At 66.5% G+C, this 18,708-nt stretch carries 13 protein-coding genes; 1 reads left to right on the forward strand and 12 read right to left on the reverse strand.

Going from position 1 to position 18,708, the window contains the following annotated elements; genetic code table 11:
* Positions 1-61: 61 nt before the first annotated feature.
* The 10 genes from CFE28_00350 to CFE28_00395 form a co-directional block, all read right to left on the reverse strand.
* Complete coding sequence (locus tag CFE28_00350; GenBank protein ID OYU68583.1) at positions 62-685, reverse strand: keto-deoxy-phosphogluconate aldolase; 624 nt, start codon at positions 683-685, stop codon at positions 62-64.
* Positions 682-1,656, reverse strand: a complete 975-nt coding sequence (glk, locus tag CFE28_00355) for a glucokinase (GenBank protein OYU68584.1) — start codon at positions 1,654-1,656, stop codon at positions 682-684. Before glk ends, CFE28_00350 begins: the two co-directional genes overlap by 4 nt.
* Positions 1,656-3,467 carry a phosphogluconate dehydratase gene (locus CFE28_00360; GenBank protein OYU68585.1) on the reverse strand — a complete coding sequence of 604 codons (1,812 nt, stop codon included), beginning with the start codon at positions 3,465-3,467 and terminating at the stop codon, positions 1,656-1,658. Before CFE28_00360 ends, glk begins: the two co-directional genes overlap by 1 nt.
* 84 nt (positions 3,468-3,551) lie before the next feature.
* Positions 3,552-4,976, reverse strand: coding sequence for a pyruvate kinase (pyk, locus tag CFE28_00365; protein ID OYU68586.1), 1,425 nt, complete (start codon positions 4,974-4,976; stop codon positions 3,552-3,554).
* Positions 4,977-4,985: 9 nt separating this feature from the next.
* Entirely contained in the window at positions 4,986-6,449 is a 1,464-nt protein-coding gene (gene zwf, locus CFE28_00370; protein OYU68587.1) for a glucose-6-phosphate dehydrogenase, read from the reverse strand.
* Between the two features lie 196 nt (positions 6,450-6,645).
* Positions 6,646-8,157 carry a carboxylesterase gene (locus CFE28_00375; protein ID OYU68588.1) on the reverse strand — a complete coding sequence of 504 codons (1,512 nt, stop codon included), beginning with the start codon at positions 8,155-8,157 and terminating at the stop codon, positions 6,646-6,648.
* 67 nt (positions 8,158-8,224) lie between these two features.
* Positions 8,225-11,419, reverse strand: a complete 3,195-nt coding sequence (locus CFE28_00380) for an error-prone DNA polymerase (protein ID OYU68589.1) — start codon at positions 11,417-11,419, stop codon at positions 8,225-8,227.
* Complete coding sequence (locus CFE28_00385) at positions 11,416-12,942, reverse strand: protein imuB (protein ID OYU68590.1); 1,527 nt, start codon at positions 12,940-12,942, stop codon at positions 11,416-11,418. Before CFE28_00385 ends, CFE28_00380 begins: the two co-directional genes overlap by 4 nt.
* Positions 12,860-13,645, reverse strand: a complete 786-nt coding sequence (locus CFE28_00390; protein ID OYU68591.1) for a protein imuA — start codon at positions 13,643-13,645, stop codon at positions 12,860-12,862. The genes CFE28_00385 and CFE28_00390 overlap by 83 nt, the downstream gene beginning before the upstream one ends.
* A gap of 173 nt (positions 13,646-13,818) precedes the next feature.
* Positions 13,819-15,522: a hypothetical protein gene (locus tag CFE28_00395; protein ID OYU68592.1), complete on the reverse strand. Its 1,704-nt coding sequence runs from the start codon at positions 15,520-15,522 to the stop codon at positions 13,819-13,821.
* Positions 15,523-15,830: 308 nt separating this feature from the next.
* Between CFE28_00395 and CFE28_00400 the strand changes: the two genes are divergently transcribed.
* Positions 15,831-16,568, forward strand: a complete 738-nt coding sequence (locus CFE28_00400; GenBank protein OYU68593.1) for a hypothetical protein — start codon at positions 15,831-15,833, stop codon at positions 16,566-16,568.
* A gap of 68 nt (positions 16,569-16,636) precedes the next feature.
* Here CFE28_00400 and CFE28_00405 read toward each other — a convergent pair whose 3' ends face one another.
* Together CFE28_00405 and CFE28_00410 are read right to left on the reverse strand one after the other, a co-directional pair.
* Positions 16,637-17,023 (reverse strand): hypothetical protein, encoded by a 387-nt coding sequence (locus tag CFE28_00405; GenBank protein ID OYU68594.1) that lies wholly within the window; start codon positions 17,021-17,023, stop codon positions 16,637-16,639.
* A 97-nt stretch (positions 17,024-17,120) separates the two neighbouring features.
* Entirely contained in the window at positions 17,121-18,695 is a 1,575-nt protein-coding gene (locus CFE28_00410) for a phosphoglycerate dehydrogenase (protein OYU68595.1), read from the reverse strand.
* Positions 18,696-18,708: the final 13 nt, after the last annotated feature.

The following is an 18,708-nucleotide window of genomic DNA, read 5'->3' on the forward strand; positions in this document are numbered from 1 at the left end:
TTAAGGGGCGTTAATCACCGCCAATAGTCCCTATAATCCAAAGAACCTATAAACGGGCCTGCTACTGCTGATTGAGACCGGCCGCCTCCCGCGCAAGGGTCTCGATCCGGGCCCAGTCGCCCGCAGCGACCGCCTCTGCCGGCGCAACCCAGCTGCCGCCGACGCAGACCACATTGGGCTGGGCCAGATAGTCCGGCGCATTGGCCAGGGTGACGCCGCCGGTGGGACAGAACCGGGCCTGGACGAAGGGACTGGCGAAGGCCTTCAGGGCGCCTGGCCCCCCAACGATATTCGCCGGAAAGAGTTTGAAATGGTCATAGCCCAGGGCGAGACCCGCCATGAGTTCGGTCGCTGTGGCGATGCCCGGCAGGAGAGGGACAGGGCTGTCGGTGAACCTGTGGCCTGCGACCAGTCCGGGACTGACGGCGAAGCGGGCGCCGGCCTTCTCCACCGTATCCAGCATGTGGCGATTGAGGACGGTCCCGGCGCCGACCACACAGCCCTCGACCTCGCCGGCGATGCGTTCAATGCAGGCCAGGGCCGCCGGGGTGCGCAGGGTGACCTCCAGGGCGTAAAGGCCGCCGGCCACCAGGGCCCGGGCAAGGGGAACCGCCCGGGCTTCTTCCTCAATGATCAGGACCGGCACGACAGGCGCCAGGGCCAGGGTGTCCGCCAGTGTGGTCATAGGGGATTCAGCTCCAGTTGCTTGAGCACCCGGGCTGCGCCCACCAGGGCGGCGTAGGGGTGGACGATGAGGGCGGTGGGGATGTCGACCATATAGTCCGTGAGTCGACCCTTGGCCTCGAACCGGCGACGGAAGCCGCCGAGGAGCATGCGGTCGATCAGCCGGGGCGCTATGCCCCCCGAGATATAGACGCCGCCACGGGCGCCATAGGTCAGGGCAATGTCTCCGGCCGTGGAGCCATAGATTTCGAGGAAACGGTCAAGGGTCTGACAAGCCAGGGGATCGCCCTTGAGGCCTTCTGCGGTGACAACCTTCTGGTCCTTCAAGGGCGCAGCGAGCCCGGTGATTTCTCCCAGCGCCTGGTAGAGATCAAACAGACCCTGACCCGAAAGCACCCGCTCGATGGAGACCCGCTCATGGCGGCGGCGGAAGATCTTCAGCACCTCGATCTCGACGTCGTCACCCGGGGCGAAGCTGGCATGACCGCCCTCGGCGGATATCGCCAGATCACCTCGCTCCGACCTGGCGAGCCCGGCCACTCCAAAGCCCGTGCCAGCGCCCAGCACGACCACCGGCCCGCCCTCCGCCCCGCGGATGTCGGGGCCGATCTGTCGCAGATTATCCGGAGCCAGCATGGGCGCGGCCATGGCCTGGGCCGCAAAGTCGTTGAGCAGGCGGGCCGCCTCGAACTCGAAAGTACCGACCAGTTCGCCTTCGGAAATCCGCCAGGCGATGTTTGTGAAGGCGATCTCGCCATCCACCACGGGACCGGCGACCGCCAGGGCGGCGCGCGCCAGCCGGCGACCGCCCGTCAGGCCCTCAAGATAGGTGGCGATGACCTCGGTCAGCGAGCCATAGTCAGCCGCCGCATAGGTCTTGGGATGGCGGATATGGCCTTCCGTATCCACCAGGGCCAGGCGTGCATTTGTGCCGCCAATGTCCCCGACCAGGCCGACATATTGCGTTTTCATCAGGCGACCTCGAACAGGGCGCAGGCCCCGGCTTCGGCGGGCCCCGCCGCACGGCGCATCCAGCCGAACATCTCCCGGCCAAAGCCATGGGTGGCGGACTGGGCCGTGGCGGGGGTGCGCGCGGCGAGAACAGCCGGATCGACCCGAAGCTCCAGGGTTCCGGCATGGGCGTCCAGCCGGATGATGTCCCCGTCCTGGACCAGGGCCAGGGGACCGCCCATCCGGGCTTCCGGCGAGACGTGGATGGCTGCAGGCACCTTGCCCGAGGCGCCCGACATCCGGCCATCCGTGACCAGGGCGACCTTGAAGCCCTTGTCCTGCAGGACGCCCAGGGTCGGGGTCAGGCTGTGCAGTTCCGGCATGCCATTGGCCTGGGGGCCCTGGAACCGGACTACGGCGATGAAGTCGCGATTGAGCTCGCCCCGCTTGTGGGCCGCAAGCAGGTCGTCCTGGTCATGAAAGACCAGGGCCGGCGCCTCGACGATCAGTTGCTCGTCCTTGACTGCCGAGGTCTTGATGACCGCGCGGCCCAGGGGACCGGTCAGCAGACGTATCCCGCCCTCGGGCGCAAAGGGATCCCTGGCGGACCGCAGAATGTCGGTGTTGAGGGACTTTTCCGGACCGTCCCGCCAGACCAGCTGGCCATCCTCGAGGAAGGGCTCCTGCTGGTAGTGGCGCAGGCCGGGCCCCGCGACGGTCATGACATCCTCATGGGCGAGGCCCGCGTCCAGCAGTTCCCGCACCACAACCGACATGCCGCCCGCCGCGTGGAAGGCGTTCACATCCCCCGAGCCATTGGGATAGACCCGGGCCAGCAGGGGGGTGACCCGGGAAAGCTCGTCGAAGTCGCTCCAGTCGACAATGACCCCGGCCGCCCGGGCCATGGCCACCAGGTGCAGGGTGTGGTTGGTGGAACCGCCGGTGGCCAGCAGGCCGACAATGGCGTTGACCACGGCCTTCTCATCAACCACCGCAGACATGGGCGTATAGGCGTTTCCGCCCTGGGCGATCTCCATGGCCCGCCTGGGCGCGGCCGCCGTCAGGGCGTCGCGCAGGGGTGTGTTGGGATGGACGAAGGCGGCGCCCGGCAGGTGCAGACCCATCATTTCCATGACCATCTGGTTGGAGTTGGCCGTGCCATAGAAGGTGCAGGTGCCTGGCCCGTGATAGGCCTTCATCTCGCTTTCCAGCAGCTCGTCCCGGGTGGCCTGACCCTCGGCGTAGCGGGCCCGGACCGAAGCCTTTTCAGCATTGGAAATCCCCGAGGTCATGGGCCCGGCAGGGACGAAGACCACCGGAAGATGGCCAAAGGAAAGGGCGCCCATGACCAGGCCTGGCACGATCTTGTCGCAGACCCCCAGCATCAGGGCGGCGTCGAAGGCGTCATGGGTCAGGGCGACGGCCGTCGACATGGCGATGACGTCCCTGGAAAACAGCGAGAGCTCCATCCCCGGACGGCCCTGGGTGACCCCGTCGCACATGGCCGGAACACCGCCGGCGAACTGGGCCGTTCCCCCCGCGGCTTCCGCCGCCGCCTTGATGATTTCCGGGAAGCGCTCGAAGGGCTGATGGGCCGAGAGCATGTCATTGTAGGACGAGACGATGGCGATGTTGGGCGCGGTCGGATTGCGCAGGCGCTGCTTGTCGCCGTCCGGGCTGGCTGCGAAGGCGTGGGCCCAGTTGGCGCAGGAGAGTTTGGCGCGGCCGGGAGCAGAGGCGCCGGCTTCGGCCATGCGGGCCAGATAGTCGGTGCGGGTTTCGCGGCTGCGCTCAATGATCCGCGCCGTTACCGCAGCTGTGACCGGGTGCATGGCGTGTCTCCTGAAGGGGCTTTGGGAGCAAGGGTCGATGGGCCGGGGTTTAGACCTTAAAGACGTGGCTTGCACCCCCGGGATTTACCCCCGGCGCAGGGGGGCGTGGGCGATCCGCAGTATGTTGGCGGCGCCAGGCGAGCCCATGGGCAGGCCAGCCAGGATCAGGACCCGCGCCCCAGGCGGACACAGGCCAAGTTCCACGGCGTGATCCACAGCTACCTTGGCCAGATCCTCGGCATCCGTAATCGGCGCGATGAGCTGGGTCTCGACCCCCCAGGCCAGGGCCAGCCGACGGGCTGACCGCAGCTCGGTGGTCAGGGCCAGGGTCGGCTGCAGTGGCCGTTCCCGCGACAGCCGAAGGGCGGTCTGACCGGTGGTCGTAAAGGCGGCGAGGCAGCCCGTGCTGGCCGAGTCCGCAGCCCGGCGGGCGGCCGCCACCAGGGCGTCGGCGTCGGCGTCCTCTATGGGATATTCCGCCCGCATCAGCTCTGGCCAGCGGGGATCCTGCTCCACCCGGGTCAGAATCCGGTCCATGATGGTGACGGCTTCAAGGGGGAAGTCCCCGGCGGCGGTTTCCGCCGACAGCATGACGGCGTCCGCGCCCTCATAGACTGCACCGGCGACGTCCGAAGCTTCGGCCCGGGTTGGGGTCGGGGCATGGATCATGGATTCCAGCATCTGGGTGGCGACGATCACCGGAATGCCGCGGGTTCGGGCGGCGCGGACCAGGGCCTTCTGGACCACAGGCACATCTTCGGGCGCCAGTTCGACGCCGAGATCGCCGCGGGCGACCATGACAGCTTCGCAGAGGTCGAGGATTTCATCCAGGGCGTCGAGGGCCGCGGGCTTTTCGATCTTTGCCAGGACGCCCGCCCGACCCTTCACGATCTGACGCAGGTCGGCCATGTCGGCGGCCCGCTGGACGAAGGACAGGGCGACCCAGTCCACCCCCTGGGCCAGGGCGAAGTCGAGGTCCTGGCGGTCCTTGGGGGTCAGGGCGGGAATGGGAATGGTCAGGCCAGGAAGGTTCAGGCCCTTGTGGTCCGACAGGGCCTCGCCGCCAAGCACGGTGGTCTCCGCGAAATCGGGACCGCAGGAATTGACCTTCAACCGGACCTTGCCGTCGTCCAGCAGGATCTCGGCTTCCGGCTTCAAGGCGGCGAAGATCTCACTGTGCGGGACGCAGACCCGGGTTTCGTCACCCAGGGCGGGATTGCGGTCCAGCCGGAAGGCCTGGCCGACCTTTATCCTGATGCGGCCACCGGCGAATTCGCCAAGGCGCAGCTTGGGGCCCTGGAGGTCGGCGAGGACGGCCAGATGCCGGCCAACCTCGATCTCGGCCTGTCGGACATTGGCTATGGTCCGGGCGTGATCTTCATAGACCCCATGGCTGAAGTTCACCCGGAAGACATCGGCGCCTGCCCTCGCCAGGGCGACGACCTGGGCGGGATGGGCTGAGGCGGGGCCAAGGGTGGCGACAATGCGGGCGCGGCGGGCGCGGATCATGGGTTAGTCCTAATCATGCCAGGCGCGTTCGGTGCGCTCGATCAAGGCGAAAGCGCCGGCCGGGCCCCAGCTGCCGGCGGCATAGGGCTTGGGCGCCATGGCGGCGTCGGTCCAGGCCTGGGAAATGCCGTCCACCCAGGTCCAGGCCTCTTCCACCTCGTCCCGGCGGACGAACAGGGTCGAGACCCCGTGGATGACATCCAGCAGCAGCCGCTCATAGGCGATATGGCGCCGGGCGTTGGGGCCGGCGAAGGCCTTGAGCAGGGACAGGGACAGGGGCAAGGACTGAAGGCGCATGCCGCCCTGGGAAAGGCCCGGGGACTTGTTCATCAACAGCAGTTCGATGTCCTCGTCCGGTTGCAGGTCGATCACCAGGCGATTGGCCACAAGGTCATTCTTGGCGGACTCCCCGAAGATCGAATGGGGCACACCCTTGAACTGGATGACGATCTGGGTCCGGCGCTCGGGCAGGCGTTTGCCAGTCCGCAGATAGAAGGGCACCCCGGCCCAGCGCCAGTTGTCGATATCGGCCCGCAGGGCGACAAAGGTGTCTATGCCTGAAGGCTGGCCCCGCTCTTCCTCATAGCCCTTGACCGCCGCACCGGCGACGACGCCTGGGGTATACTGGCCCCGGACACTGTTGGGGGCAGCATCAGCCCGGGTGAAGGGCCGCAGGGAGCGAAGGACCTTGACCTTTTCATTGCGGACCGAGTCCGGCTCCATGTCCGACGGCGGCTCCATGGCCACCAGGCAAAGCAGCTGCAGCATGTGGTTCTGCAGCATGTCGCGCAGGGCGCCATGCTCGTCATAATAGGGCCAGCGATCTCCCACCCCTTCGGTTTCGGCCACGGTGATCTGGACGTGGTCGATGGTCAGATTGTTCCAGAGGGGCTCGAACAGGGTGTTGGCGAAGCGCAGGGCGATGAGGTTCTGGACCGTCTCCTTGCCCAGATAGTGGTCAATGCGGAAGACCCGGTCCTCGGTGAAGACCTCGCCCACCGCCTGGTTGATGGCCCGCGAGCTCTGCAGGTCATGGCCGATGGGCTTTTCCATGACGATGCGGCTGGTGGCTGACGCGAGCCCGGAAGCCTGAAGACTGCTGCAGATCCGGCTGTAGAGACTGGGGGAAACGGCCAGGTAGAACATCGGCGTGGCGGCGACGCCTACGGCAAGCTTCAGCTTTTCGGCGCCTTCCACGGTTGTGGCGTCCGCGACCACATAGTCCAGTCGGGCCTCGAACCGGGCCCAGACCTCATCGGCCAGGCCGCCGACACGCAGGGCGACAGAGTCCTTCGTTCTGGCGATGAAATCGGCGCGGGAGACATCGGCCCGGGCGGTGGCGACAATGCGGATGTCGGGGGTCAGAAAGCCGTCGGCGTCGAGGAAGTACAGGGCTGGAAACAGCATGCGCTGGGCCAGGTCGCCCGTGCCGCCAAACAGAACAATGACATCGACCAAGGCGGCGCCGGCCATGGAATCTTCCCTTTGGTCACGACAACCCTGGGACTTGCGCCCGGGGTCGAATACGCAGTCCGGGATCGGACTGCGAGGTGAGCTGTGCATCGCCGCCTGGGAGCCGGCCAGGCGTCGGATTACGCTGCGTCCGCCCTGCGCCGTAACCACGACAACGTCTCGGGGTCATAAGGCGCTGCGCCGGGTTTTGGAGTGGTTAATTCGGCAGGTTCAGGGACGGAAGACTGAAGGTTTCCTGGGCGTCCAGCTGGGGCTTGCGGAAACCGGCGACTACACCGCTCTGATCGCCGAATTCCATTAGCTGATCCGAGGCCGCGGAATAGGGCGGCCAGGCAGGGCCTGTGGCGCATTCCGGCCGCCCGGTCTTGGCGAAGGCGACCCAGCAGGAGTGCATGAGCCGGGCCATGGCCTGATCCTGTTCTGACACCATGCTCATGGGCGTCCGGCGCCCCCAGTACTGGAAGACATACTGGATCTCGGCGGCGTGGAAGGCCCGTTTGACCATGGGTCGGAAGCGCGTGCCCACATAGGAGAAATGGTAGAGCCAGGTCGGCTGTCCGGCGGCGGCGGTGCGGGCCACCCAACGGGCGGGGGCGCCCATGATCCGGTCGGTGAAAATGGCCCGGGCCAGGGTTTCATCCCCTGCGGCGGCTTCCTGGACATAGATGCTGCGGGCTGCGGCGGGGATCATGGCCGCCATGGACGGGTTCCACGGACCCATCAGGGAGTCTTCGCCGGAATTGGAGCCGATCACCAGGGGCACGTCAGCGGCGCGGCCGGCGGCGAAGGCCTGGCTGGGCGTCTCGGTCATCAGCTTTCCGTCGACAAAGGGCCCGAAGTTTCCACCGATCTTCGCCACGAGGTCAGTGGCTGACAGGGCGCGAAGCCGGGCCGCGTCGGGGGTCTCGACCCCCATGGCGGACACCGCCTTCAGGCCCTCAGCCTCCCGGGCCGCCAGGGTCACCGGCGGAAACCAGCCGCCGCCGGACTGGACCATGGCCTGTCTGTAGAGCCCCTTGGTGGAGGGCGTCGCCAGAAGGGCCAGGGTGCTCATGGCCCCGGCGCTTTCGCCAAACACCGTCACGCGCTTCGGGTCGCCGCCAAAGGCCCTGATGTTGCGCTGGACCCATTTCAGGGCAGCGATCTGGTCCATGAGGCCGTAATTGCCCAGGGCCTCGCCCTTGCCGGCGGCCCTGGTCAGGGCGGGATGGGCGAAATAGCCCAGGGGGCCCAAGCGGTAATTGATGCTCACCAGCACCACCCCGTCCTTGGCGAAGTTGGTCCCGTCATAGACCCAGCCAGCCCCGGTCCGGTGGCTGCCGCCATGGATCCAGACCATGACCGGCGCGCCCTTGGCGCCTGCCGGAGCATAAACATTGAGCTGCAGGCAGTCCTCGCTCATGGGGCCGTTGGCGCCGCCGCTGTTGGGGCTGTTGTCGGCGTTCATGGGCTGGACGCAGGAGGGGCCGACCTTGACTGCGTCCCGCTCGCCGGACCAGGCGGACGCCTTGGCCGGAGGCGCCCATCGCAGGGCGCCGACCGGCGGGGCGGCGAAGGGGATGTTGCGATAGACCGCGACCCCGTCCCTGGCCTCACCGGCCAGGACGCCGGTTTCAACCTTGACCTTGGCAGGTTCCGCCTGCGCGGCAGTGGCGATCAGGGCGATCACGGCGCCGATCAGGCTGGTGGAGAGGCGGCTTGGGCGCATGGAAGGTCCTTCCGGCTTTGGTCGGCGGGAGGATTCCCTCCGGCGGGTCGGCAGGTCAAGGCAAGGTTCAGTGAAAGTCGCGGCTGGCCAGCAGGCGGCCGCCAACGCGGCTGTCCGGGGGGGCGTCTGGATCTTCCTGCTTCATGGCCGCCGCCAGATGGGAAAGGTCGACAAAGCTCTTGGCCACCAGATGGACCACGGCGTCCTGGATCTGCAGCTGACCGTGCACGGCGATGAAACTGCCGCCCATGATCAGCCGGCGGTTGGCGTCGAAGACGTCCTTCCAGACGACGATATTGGCCGTGCCGGTTTCGTCCTCCAGGGTCATGAAGACCACCCCCTTGGCGGTCCCCGGCCGCTGGCGGACCAGGACCAGACCGCCGACGCAGGTCCGCCGCCCGTGGCGCAGGGCCTTCAGCCGTCCGGCCGGAACCGCCCCCAGCCGCTCCAGGTCGGGCCGGAAGAAGCTGCAGGGATGGGCCTTCAGGGACAGGCGGGTGGTGCGATAGTCCTCGGCCACCTCCAGGGGGGCGCTCATCAGGGGCAGCTCCACCTGGACCTCCTTCAGGGTCTGGCGGGCCATGAGCGGCGCCTTGGTCTCGACCTGGGCCTCCCCGGCCAGGCCCTTCACCGCCCAAAGGGCCTGACGGCGGCTGTAGCCCAGCCCGGCGAAGGCGTCGGCCTCGGCCAGCAGTTCCAGGGTGCGGCGGGACAGGCCCCGGGCGAAACCTTCCGGCGTCCGCACGCCCTCGGCACGCAGGGCCATGAGCCGCAGGCCCTCGTCCTGCTTCAGTCCCTTGATCTGGCGCAGGCCCAGACGCACGGCCCGCAGGCGCTTTCCCTCAAGGGGCTCAAGGGTGCAGTCCCAGTCGCTGGCCATGACGTCCGGCGGCCGGACCTCGACCCCGTGCTCCCGGGCGTCGCGGACCAGCTGGGAGGGCTGGTAGAACCCCATGGGCTGGCTGTTGATCAGGGCCGCGCAGAAGGCGTCGGGCCAGCGCCACTTCACCCAGGCCGAGGCATAGACCAGCAGGGCGAAGCTGATGGCGTGGCTCTCGGGAAAGCCATAGGAGCCGAAACCCTCGATCTGGTGGAAGCAGTCCTGGATGAACTGCTCGTCATAGCCCTTGGCCCGCATGCCGGTGATGAACTGCTGCTCGTACTCCCCCACATTGCCGTGGTGGCGGAAGGTGGCCATGGCCCGGCGCAGGCCGTCGGCGTCGTTCTCGCTGAAGCCCGCGCCCTCAATGGCGATGCGCATGGCCTGCTCCTGGAAGAGGGGCACGCCCATGGTCTTCTTCAGGATCTTTTCCAGCTCGTCCGGCGGATGGGGCGGGTTGGGCTTGGGAAAGACAATGGCCTCCGGATCGCTGCGGCGCTTGAGGTAGGGATGGACCATGTTTCCCTGGATGGGGCCCGGCCGGACAATGGCCACCTCGATGACCAGGTCATAGAAGGTCCGCGGCTTGAGCCGGGGCAACATGGACATCTGGGCCCGGCTCTCCACCTGGAAGACCCCGACGGAGTCCGCCTTGCACAGCATGTCATAGACCTGCGGAACCTCCTGGGGGACATGGGCGATGTCGGTGATCACCGTCCCGTCCGGCAGGGGCGGCAGCATGGCGAAGCTCTTGCGCAGGGCCGACAGCATGCCCAGGGCCAGGACGTCGACCTTCATCAGACCCAGGGCGTCAATGTCGTCCTTGTCCCATTCGATGAAGGTGCGGTCGGCCATGGCCGCATTGCCGATGGGCACGGTCTCGTCCAGCCGCCGCTTGGTCAGGACATAGCCCCCCACATGCTGGGACAGGTGGCGGGGAAATTTCAGCAGTTCGGTGGCGAGCGCCGTGGCCCGGCGGATTTCCGGACTGTCGGGATCTAGGCCGGTCTGGCGGATGTGCTCATCGGGGCTCATCCCGCCCCAGCTGCCCCAGACCGTGCCCGACAGGGCGGCGGTGACGTCGTCGGTGAGGCCAAGCGCCTTGCCCACCTGGCGGATGGCCATGCGCGGGCGATAGTGGATGACCGTGGCGACAATGGCCGCCCGGTCGCGGCCATAGCGGCGATAGACATACTGCATGACCTCTTCCCGGCGCTCATGCTCGAAGTCCACGTCAATGTCGGGGGGCTCGCCGCGCTTCTCGGAAATGAAGCGGGAGAACAGCAGGTCCTGATCCTTCTTGGTGGGATCGACGGCGGTTATACCCAAGCAGAAGCAGACCATGGAATTGGCCGCCGATCCCCGCCCCTGGCAGAGGATCTTCTGCTCCCGGGCCCAGCGGACAATGTCGTGGACGGTGAGGAAGTAGTTGGCGAAGCCCAGCTTGTCGATCAGGGCCAGTTCGTGATCGAGGGTGGCCTTTTCCTTAGCCCCCATGCCCTTGTCGAACCGCCAGGCCGCGCCTGCCCAGGTGAGGTCGCGCAGGTGCTGCATGGCGCTCTTGCCCGCAGGAACCGGCTCGTCGGGATATTCGTATTTCAGCTGGGAGAGGTCGAAGCCGATCCGTTCGGCGATGTCGGCGCTGCGCTCCACCGCGCCGGGAAACTTCGCAAACAGCCGGGCCATTTCCTCCGGCGGCTTGAGGCGGCGCTCTGCATTGGCCTCCAGCCTCAGGCCGGCCTCATGGATGGTGCAGGTCTCGCGGATGCAGGTCAGGACATCCTGCAGGGCCCGCCGCTCGGGGCCGTGATAGAGGACGTCGTTTGTGGCGACCATGGGCGCGCCGTAGGTCTGGGCAAGCATGTTCAACCGTGACAGCCGGGGCAGGTCCCGGGCGCCATAGCCCCGGGAGGCCGCCAGCCAGACGGCGCCCCTCAGTTCGCCGGCCATGCGGCGCAGATAACCGTCAAAGGCTTCATCCAGCCGCAGGGGCGGAACCACCAGGGTCAGCTGTCCCTCGGCGTGGGCGAGATAGTCCTCCCAGTTCAGTTCGCACTCGCCCTTCTCCACCCGCCTCTGGCCCAGGGTCAGCAGCCGGGTCAGGCGGCCATAGGCCTCCCGGTCAGAGGGATAGCAGAGCAGGCTGGGCGTCCCGTCCACGAAGTCCAGGCGGCAGCCGGTCAGGGCGCGGACCCGGACGGCGGGCTTCATCTTCTCCACCTGGGTCCAGGCCCGGACCACCCCGGCCAGGCTGTTGCGGTCGGTTATGCCTATGGCCTCCAGCCCCAGGGCCTCGGCGGTCATGACCAGTTCCCAGGGGTGGGAGGCGCCCCGCAGGAAGGAGAAGTTGGTGGTGGTCTGGAGTTCGGCATAGCGGGTCATCCGAACACCCCGTGCAGCCACCAGCGGGCCGGCTCGCCCTCGGTATAGAGCCCTTCCCGGAAGACCCAGAACCGGGCGCCGTCCTGGTCCTCCACCCGGTAATAGTCCCGGACCTGATCGGTGCGGACCGCCTCGATGGGGCCCCGCCACCATTCGGCGCCGATCCGCTCCGGGCCCTCGGCCAGGCGGACCCGGTGGGTGCGCCGCCGCCACTGGAACTGCCGGGGGGGATCATCCGGGGTCAGGGCCAGGACCCCCTCCAGCCGCTCGGGCTTGCGGAACAGGCGCAGGGGGCGGGGCTGCTCGGGGTCCCAGGCCGGAGCGTCGGGTGCAGCCACACCCAATGCCGGCGCAGGCGCAGACGACAGTTCCGGCACATGGCTGGCCACGGGGACATTGCGCCAGACCCTGTCCGGACCCAGCCGGTTGACCAGCCGGTCGATCAGGGGCGCCAGGCTCTGGTCGGGGTCCAGCAGGCTGTCCAGCCGCCGCTGGCGACCGGCCAGGGGCTCCACATCCTCGGCGACCAGGGTGACCACCTCAATGCCGAACCCCGGATCGACGGTCTCGAGCTTGGGGGTGAACAGCTTGGCGATGCGGGCGGGATCGCGGCCCGCCAGGGCCAGGCCGACGGTCAGGGGTCGCGCCCTGCCGTCCACCCCGTGAAAGGCCAGATGGAACCGCCTGCCCCCCTGCCCCTCGGTGTCCAGCCGGGCGCAGAGGACGGCGGCCACATCGAAGGTGACACGGGCCATGTCATCAGGCGCACTGATCGGTTCGGCGAAGGCCAGGCGAGCGAACCAGGGATTGGGTGGCCGCCGCCAGGTCAGGGCCTCCGCCCCCCGGCCCAGGGCCTGATCCAGACGGGTCAGGGTCTGCGCCCCGAACCGCCGGGCCAGGGGCGCCCGGGGAATGTCGATCAGCTGGCCGATCCGCCGCAGGCCCAGACGCTCGATCTGGGTGGCGGTTTCCGGCTCGAGTTGCAGGGCGGCGGGGGGCAGGGGGCTGAGCAGGGCGGCCTGTCCCCCGGGCGGGGCGATGATTTCCGGCTCCCGGCCATAATGGGCCAGGGCCCAGGCCGCGCCCGGGGTGTCGGCCAGGGCCAGACGGACGTTCAGACCATTTCCCGCCAGCCGGGTCCGCAGGTCGGCGAGCAGCCGCCCCTCCCCGCCCCACAGATGGGCCACCCCGGTGACGTCCAGATAGAGACCATCCGGCGCCGCCGGAGAGACGGCGGGGGAAAACCGCACGCACCAGTCGCTCAACTCCGTCAGGGCCTGGGCGTCGGCCTCCGGCTCGGCGGGCGCCGTTTCCAGATCGGGGCACAGGGCCATGGCGTCCGTGGCCTTCTGGCCCAGGCGCAGACCCGCCGCCGCCGCGACCTGATCGACGGCCGTCAGCACCCGGACCCCGCGCACGGAGTCTATGAGCACAAAAGGCTTAGCCTGCGAGTCGCAGGGGTGTCGTCGGCGCCAGTTGTCGATCGCCCAGCGGGGCGACCAGGCGCAGAGGATGCGTCCCATGCTTGGCCTCACAGGTATATGCGTCGACGGCCTCCATCAGCCAGGCGCCCGGACGTCCGGCCCGGCACCGCTCCAGATGAACCTCCCAGCGCGGCGCCCCCAGACCCAGCATGCCGGGCTCGGGCTGGCTGGGAGCCGAGGACACCCGCCAGCGGGTGGCGGCCGCCGTGCCGGTGGACTGACGATCCACCCCGCCATAGGGGCGACGGCGCAGGATGAAGCCCGTGGCGCCCCTCGTCTCACAGGCCAGCTGCAGCCGCCGGCCGGCGGTCAGGTCCACCGCCTCCACCTCGGCGAAGACGGCGCTGACTCCCTCGGTGGCCAAGGCGTCCTCGGCCACGGCCAGGGCCTCGGCCTCGTCCCGGGCGCAGACTTCGATCAGCTTTTCGGCGGGAAAACCCAGCCCCGCCAGACCCGGGGCGAACAGGTCGTCCCGGCGCAGGATCCACACCGCCTCCCCGCGGCGGGCCAGGGGCGCGGCCATGAGGGCGGCGAAGGCGGCCGGCGCAGCGCAGGTCTCGGCCTCCATGCCGCCGCTGACGAATTCATGCCATTGGCCCAGCGGCAGGCCGCCCTTGATGAAGGCCTCATCCAGACGCGCGTCGCCAAAGGGCAGGACCCCGGACACACCCCGCCCGCCCGCCTCCAGGGCGGCGATCTTCGCCTTGAGGGCGAGCAGACCCGCCTCGCGAAAACCGGACATGTCTTTGTTCCTTATTGTTCCGCTTTTGTTCTAGTACGAGAACAAAAGGAGTCAATGGGGCGGGGATCAGGGGGATGAAATCTGACACCTGGCGCCCGAGCGGCCACAGACCGGCAGGAACATGGGTCGCCAATTCGCCATGAGCGGAAATTCCGAACGGCAGGGATGGATGATCAAACGTTGCTCGGTGGCCGTCGGATGGCTGCTCCTGACTCAAAGGCGACGCCGGGAACGTCCCTATCGGGCGGTGACTGTGTCTGAGCACTGGCATCACCTCCCAGCGACGCTGGCCACGCCGCAACTTCCCTAGCGTAGTAGTCAGCGACGTGACGGCTGCGTTCCGCAGCATGGGCCAAGTGGCTGGCCAACTCCTTATTCGCTCGCTGCGACCAGGCACGGCCCTCTTGTTGCAGTCGGCGCAGGACAATCCCCGGCGTATCTTGGGCGCTTGCTCGGAGCTTCTGTGGGTAAACCCCAGAGACGACGTACGGTCGGCGCGCCGCATCGCCATACACTTCATTTTGCGCGGCCCACACGGCGTGAGCCAGCGGCTTGCCATAGTGCTTTCGGAAGACCCGTGTTGCGACCTCGCTTGCCTCTGCGTCCAGCACCGGGACGATAGTGCCGACGTAGGCACGCGCGCCCGCAAACATAAAGCGGCCGGAAAGCTCGCGCCATGACACGCAGGCGTTGTTGAAGATGATGGGCGTGCCATTCGCTGCTATCGATTGCGGGGCCACGATGTAGTTGTGGTCACTCATTGCCATGGCGGCTGAGCCGACGACGCGCGGGATCTGAACCTTCGATGTCGACTCCAAACTCCCGCGAAGGTCGATGAAATCCTTGATCGCGGTCCCGACGTATAGTGATTCCTTCTTGCGGGGGTCGTTCAAGTCGACGCCATCCAGGTACCGAAAATAGATCAGTTCTGTGAGCGCAAATCGGTCGTCATCGTTGTCGCTCGGTTGTCCGATGCCGACCGCGATGTCCACAACGAGGTGACGTGCGATTCCCTCGGCGTCGTCGAAATCGTAGTTGAACCGATATCCCGATGCATCGCCGCAATGGGTTGAGAAGATTATCAGGTCGTAAGGGAAGTGGTCGATGTCCTCCGAAACGGTTGTGACGTCCGCGCTGCGCCCCATGAGACCGCGCACCAGAAGGCGGCGTTCAGCTAGAGCCTCCGCGGTAGTTCTGATCTCTGCCGCCTGCGTCGTGCCTGGATCAACAACGATCGCAACATTTACGCCCGGCGTTTCATTCTGTTCTGCAGCAAAGCCGTTCGCAATCGCAAGGCCAAGGTCCGGATAGGTGAACAGATGCGTCGATGGCCGCTCAGGATGGGCGAGACCGAGCGGTAGCTTCCGACTGATCCAGGTCACTGCGCCGCTAGGCGGAAGCACGACGGGCCCGATGCGTGCACGGAGTTCGTCAAGAACCTCCTCAAAAACCTGCGTCTGAGACTGTTCCCTTTGGTCGAGGATGCCGTAGAGGCGTTCCTGCAGGTATTCGCAGATCTCGTCGGGGATGGGCTTGATGATCTGCAACCCAGCCCCGAGGGAGAACGCATAGTTGGCGGCGATCACCTCGGAAAGAGCGTCTCCGGCCTCACAAACCACGAGATGATCACTTATGGGTGCGATGTAAGTCGTCGTGGGTGCCGCATCATCGAACCGGATCCAACTTCGATCTCTGAGCGCAGTCAGTAAGCCCACGCCGATGCAGTCGCGGCCCCAAGTGATTGGCGCCTTGCTCGCGATGTCTGCCGGGAGCAAAGCCTCGGCTTCCACGAAGGTTGAAACCACAGTGGCAAAACCTTGCGGGAGCGCGTGGCGAATCCGATCAATCGCATCATCGGACAACCCGCCGAGCAGCACTCGGCGGGCTTTCGTTCGGGCGAGCACGTTGTTGCGGCGAATTACTTCGGCAGCGTGATCTGGACGGGTTAGCCGGGGGCCGTCCAGCACCGTGAAATATGTCCCCCGTCGCGCAGCTGAACAGGACAACAGCGCCGCCAGATGCGGGTCGTCTGAAATCAGAGCCGTTCGCTGAACAATGGGTACACGAATCGCCATCGGTCGAAGCTAAAGTATTTCGACGTCGACGCCCAAGCCACACGCGCAGGTAGGTGGCGAGATCTTTAGCAGAGGACACCGTGCCTTACAGCCGCGAAAAGATAGCTGAGATGCATAACGCGCTCGACGAGTGGCGCGGTCGGGAGAATGCGCTAACCCGTTGGCTGCTCGGCTATCCGTTCGCCGACGAAGTCGCGCGAGAGATGATGCGACATGGAATGAGCCGAAGAATTGCCGACCTAAAGCACAGTTTGGATCGCATCTTCGAGATTCTGCCACCGGACGCAGAGGCACCGTCACGGAGGGATCTCTACGACGCGACCGCATTCCTGCAGGCTTTCGTCATCAACACGTTCGGAGCCATCGACAACCTCGCCTGGGTTTGGGCGCGCGAAGCCAATGTACGCGATAAGCGAGATCGTCCGCTCGTGCGAAGTCTGATCGGGTTGACCCCGGACCACCAGATACTTCGCGGCAGTCTCTCCGAGAAGACACAGGCTTACCTCCAAAGCCTGGACCCTTGGTTCGAGTATCAGGAGGAATACAGGCACGCGCTGGCTCACCGGATCCCGCTCTACATTCCCCCGAAGACGTTCAACGATGCCGACGCGGCCGAACACAAACGGCTGGAAGATGAGATGCTGGCGGAAGGGTGGAGTTGGGAGCGCTGGCACGAGGTTGAGGCGGCCCAGCGCAGGCTGGGAGTCTTTGAGCCCGTCATGATGCACTCATACGGGGAGCGAGCTCGGCCGATGTATTTCCATGCCCAGACGCTCATCGATTTCGCGACCGTCATTGAGATAGCGGAGCATGTTGCCGGCGACTTGGACATGTTAGGTGACAAGTGAGCTCGGCGGACTACTGCGGTGTCAGTGCGGCTGCGGACCGCCGGCACTCAAGTCCCAGATCTTAACCCCTACTGCGTCCCCGCCACCAACCGCCCCAGCCTCTTCGGCGCCATGGCCACATAGCTCTGCAGCATCCAGGCCTTGAGGGTGTCCAGTTCGGCGAAGACGTCATCGCCAGGCCCGAAGCAGGCCATGATCCAGTTATTGCGCTTGTACCAGCCGGGCCTCACCCGGACGAACCAGAGGTCTTCGACCATCTCAGCGGAGATGGGCAGTTTCACGGTCAGGGTGAAGTCGTCATCCGTTTCGGCCTTGTCGCCGAAGACGGCGAAGCCCTTGCCGGCCACCCGCATGTAGCGGGTCACGCCAAATCCCGGCGCCAGGTCGGTCTCGGGAAGGCTGAGGCCATAGGCGGTCAGTTCCGCCTCAGCCCGCTGGGCAGGGGTCTGGGACATGGCCTGATATTACCATGCCCCAGACTGCCCGAGGAGGTCTTTGTTTTGGCTCGCATTTTATCCGAAAACCGCTTCACACTTTTCGGAATGCGATCCGCTAGAACCGCAGGGTGCGGGCTTCCTTGACGTTGGGCAGGGCGCGGATCTTGGCGACCAGGGCGTCGCCCGGATCCTGATCCACTCCGACCAGGGCGATGGCGTCTTCACCGGCCGAAACGCGGCCCAGGTTGAAGGTGGCGATATTGACCTTGGCGTCGGCCAGGAGGGCGCCCAGATTGCCGATGAAGCCGGGCTTATCCAGGTTGTTCACATAGAGCATGACGCCGCCGAACGGGGCGTCCAGATCCATGCCCTTGACCTCGATGATGCGCGGGGTGCCAGCCATGACCGAGCCGGCGAAGGAGCGCTTGCCCATGGCCGTGGTGACGGTGATCCGCACCAGGCTCTCATAGATCGGGCTGTCGTCCTGCTTGGACTCCGAGACGGTGATGCCCCGCTCCTTGGCCACGGCCGGGGCCGAGACCATGTTGATCTCCGCCAGTATGGGCCGCATGACGCCGGCCAGGGCGGCGGCCGTCAGGGGGCGGGTGTTGAGCCTGGCCACTTCGCCCTCATAGGCGATGTCGATGGCCTTGACCTCGACGTCGACCATCTGGCCGGCGAAGGCGCCCAGACGCTCGGCCAGGGCCACGAAGGGCTTCAGCTTGGGGGCTTCGTCGGCGGTGACCGAGGGGCTGTTGAGCGCATTGGTGACGGCGCCGGTGAGCAGGTAGTCGCTCATCTGCTCGGCCACCTGCAGGGCGACATTCTCCTGGGCCTCGACCGTCGCGGCGCCCAGGTGCGGGGTGGCGATGAAGTTCTCGGCGCCAAACAGGACATTGTCCTTGGCCGGCTCTTCCACGAAGACGTCAAAGGCTGCGCCGCCGATGTGACCGGAGTCGAGACCGGCCCGCAGGGCCTTCTCGTCCACCAGACCGCCCCGGGCGCAGTTGATGATCATCACGCCCTTCTTGGTCTTGGCCAGGGCCTCGGCCGACAGGATGTTGCGGGTCTTGTCGGTGAGGGGGGTGTGCAGGGTGATGACGTCGGCCCGGGCCAGCAGGTCTTCCAGCTCGACCTTTTCCACGCCGATTTCCACGGCCCGTTCCGCCGAGAGGAAGGGGTCATAGGCGACCACCTTCATCTTCAGGCCGTTGGCGCGGTCGGCGACAATGCCACCGATATTGCCGGCGCCGATCAGGCCGAGGGTCTTGGCGTAGAGCTCAACGCCCATGAAGCGGTTCTTTTCCCACTTGCCGGCCTGGGTGGACTGGTCGGCCACGGGCAGCTGACGGGCCAGGGCGAACATCATGGCGATGGCGTGTTCGGCGGTGGTGATGGAATTGCCGAAGGGGGTGTTCATGACCACGATCCCCTTGGAGGTCGCGGCCGGAATGTCGACATTATCCACGCCGATGCCGGCCCGGCCGATGACCTTCAGATTGACGCCGGCGGCCAGGACATCCTTGTCAGCCTTGGTGGCCGAGCGGACGGCCAGACCGTCATAGTCGCCGATGATCTTCAGCAGTTCTTCCTTGGACAGGCCGGTCTTCACATCGGCTTCGACGCCGCGCTGCTTGAAGATGTCGATGGCGGCGGGCGAGAGCTTGTCGGCGATGAGTACGCGGGGCATGGATTGATATCCT

The organism is Alphaproteobacteria bacterium PA2 (assembly GCA_002256425.1).
Taxonomy (GTDB): domain Bacteria; phylum Pseudomonadota; class Alphaproteobacteria; order Caulobacterales; family Caulobacteraceae; genus Phenylobacterium.

Excerpts from the sequence above, each read along its gene's own strand:
- CFE28_00350 (OYU68583.1), bottom strand. The coding sequence starts at position 685 with ATGACCACACTGGCGGACACCCTGGCCCTGGCGCCTGTCGTGCCGGTC.
- glk (OYU68584.1), bottom strand. The coding sequence starts at position 1,656 with ATGAAAACGCAATATGTCGGCCTGGTCGGGGACATTGGCGGCACAAAT.
- CFE28_00360 (OYU68585.1), bottom strand. The coding sequence starts at position 3,467 with ATGCACCCGGTCACAGCTGCGGTAACGGCGCGGATCATTGAGCGCAGC.
- pyk (OYU68586.1), bottom strand. The coding sequence starts at position 4,976 with ATGATCCGCGCCCGCCGCGCCCGCATTGTCGCCACCCTTGGCCCCGCC.
- zwf (OYU68587.1), bottom strand. The coding sequence starts at position 6,449 with ATGGCCGGCGCCGCCTTGGTCGATGTCATTGTTCTGTTTGGCGGCACG.
- CFE28_00375 (OYU68588.1), bottom strand. The coding sequence starts at position 8,157 with ATGCGCCCAAGCCGCCTCTCCACCAGCCTGATCGGCGCCGTGATCGCC.
- CFE28_00380 (OYU68589.1), bottom strand. The coding sequence starts at position 11,419 with ATGACCCGCTATGCCGAACTCCAGACCACCACCAACTTCTCCTTCCTG.
- CFE28_00385 (OYU68590.1), bottom strand. The coding sequence starts at position 12,942 with ATGGGACGCATCCTCTGCGCCTGGTCGCCCCGCTGGGCGATCGACAAC.
- CFE28_00390 (OYU68591.1), bottom strand. The coding sequence starts at position 13,645 with ATGTCCGGTTTTCGCGAGGCGGGTCTGCTCGCCCTCAAGGCGAAGATC.
- CFE28_00400 (OYU68593.1), top strand. The coding sequence starts at position 15,831 with ATGCATAACGCGCTCGACGAGTGGCGCGGTCGGGAGAATGCGCTAACC.
- CFE28_00405 (OYU68594.1), bottom strand. The coding sequence starts at position 17,023 with ATGTCCCAGACCCCTGCCCAGCGGGCTGAGGCGGAACTGACCGCCTAT.
- CFE28_00410 (OYU68595.1), bottom strand. The coding sequence starts at position 18,695 with ATGCCCCGCGTACTCATCGCCGACAAGCTCTCGCCCGCCGCCATCGAC.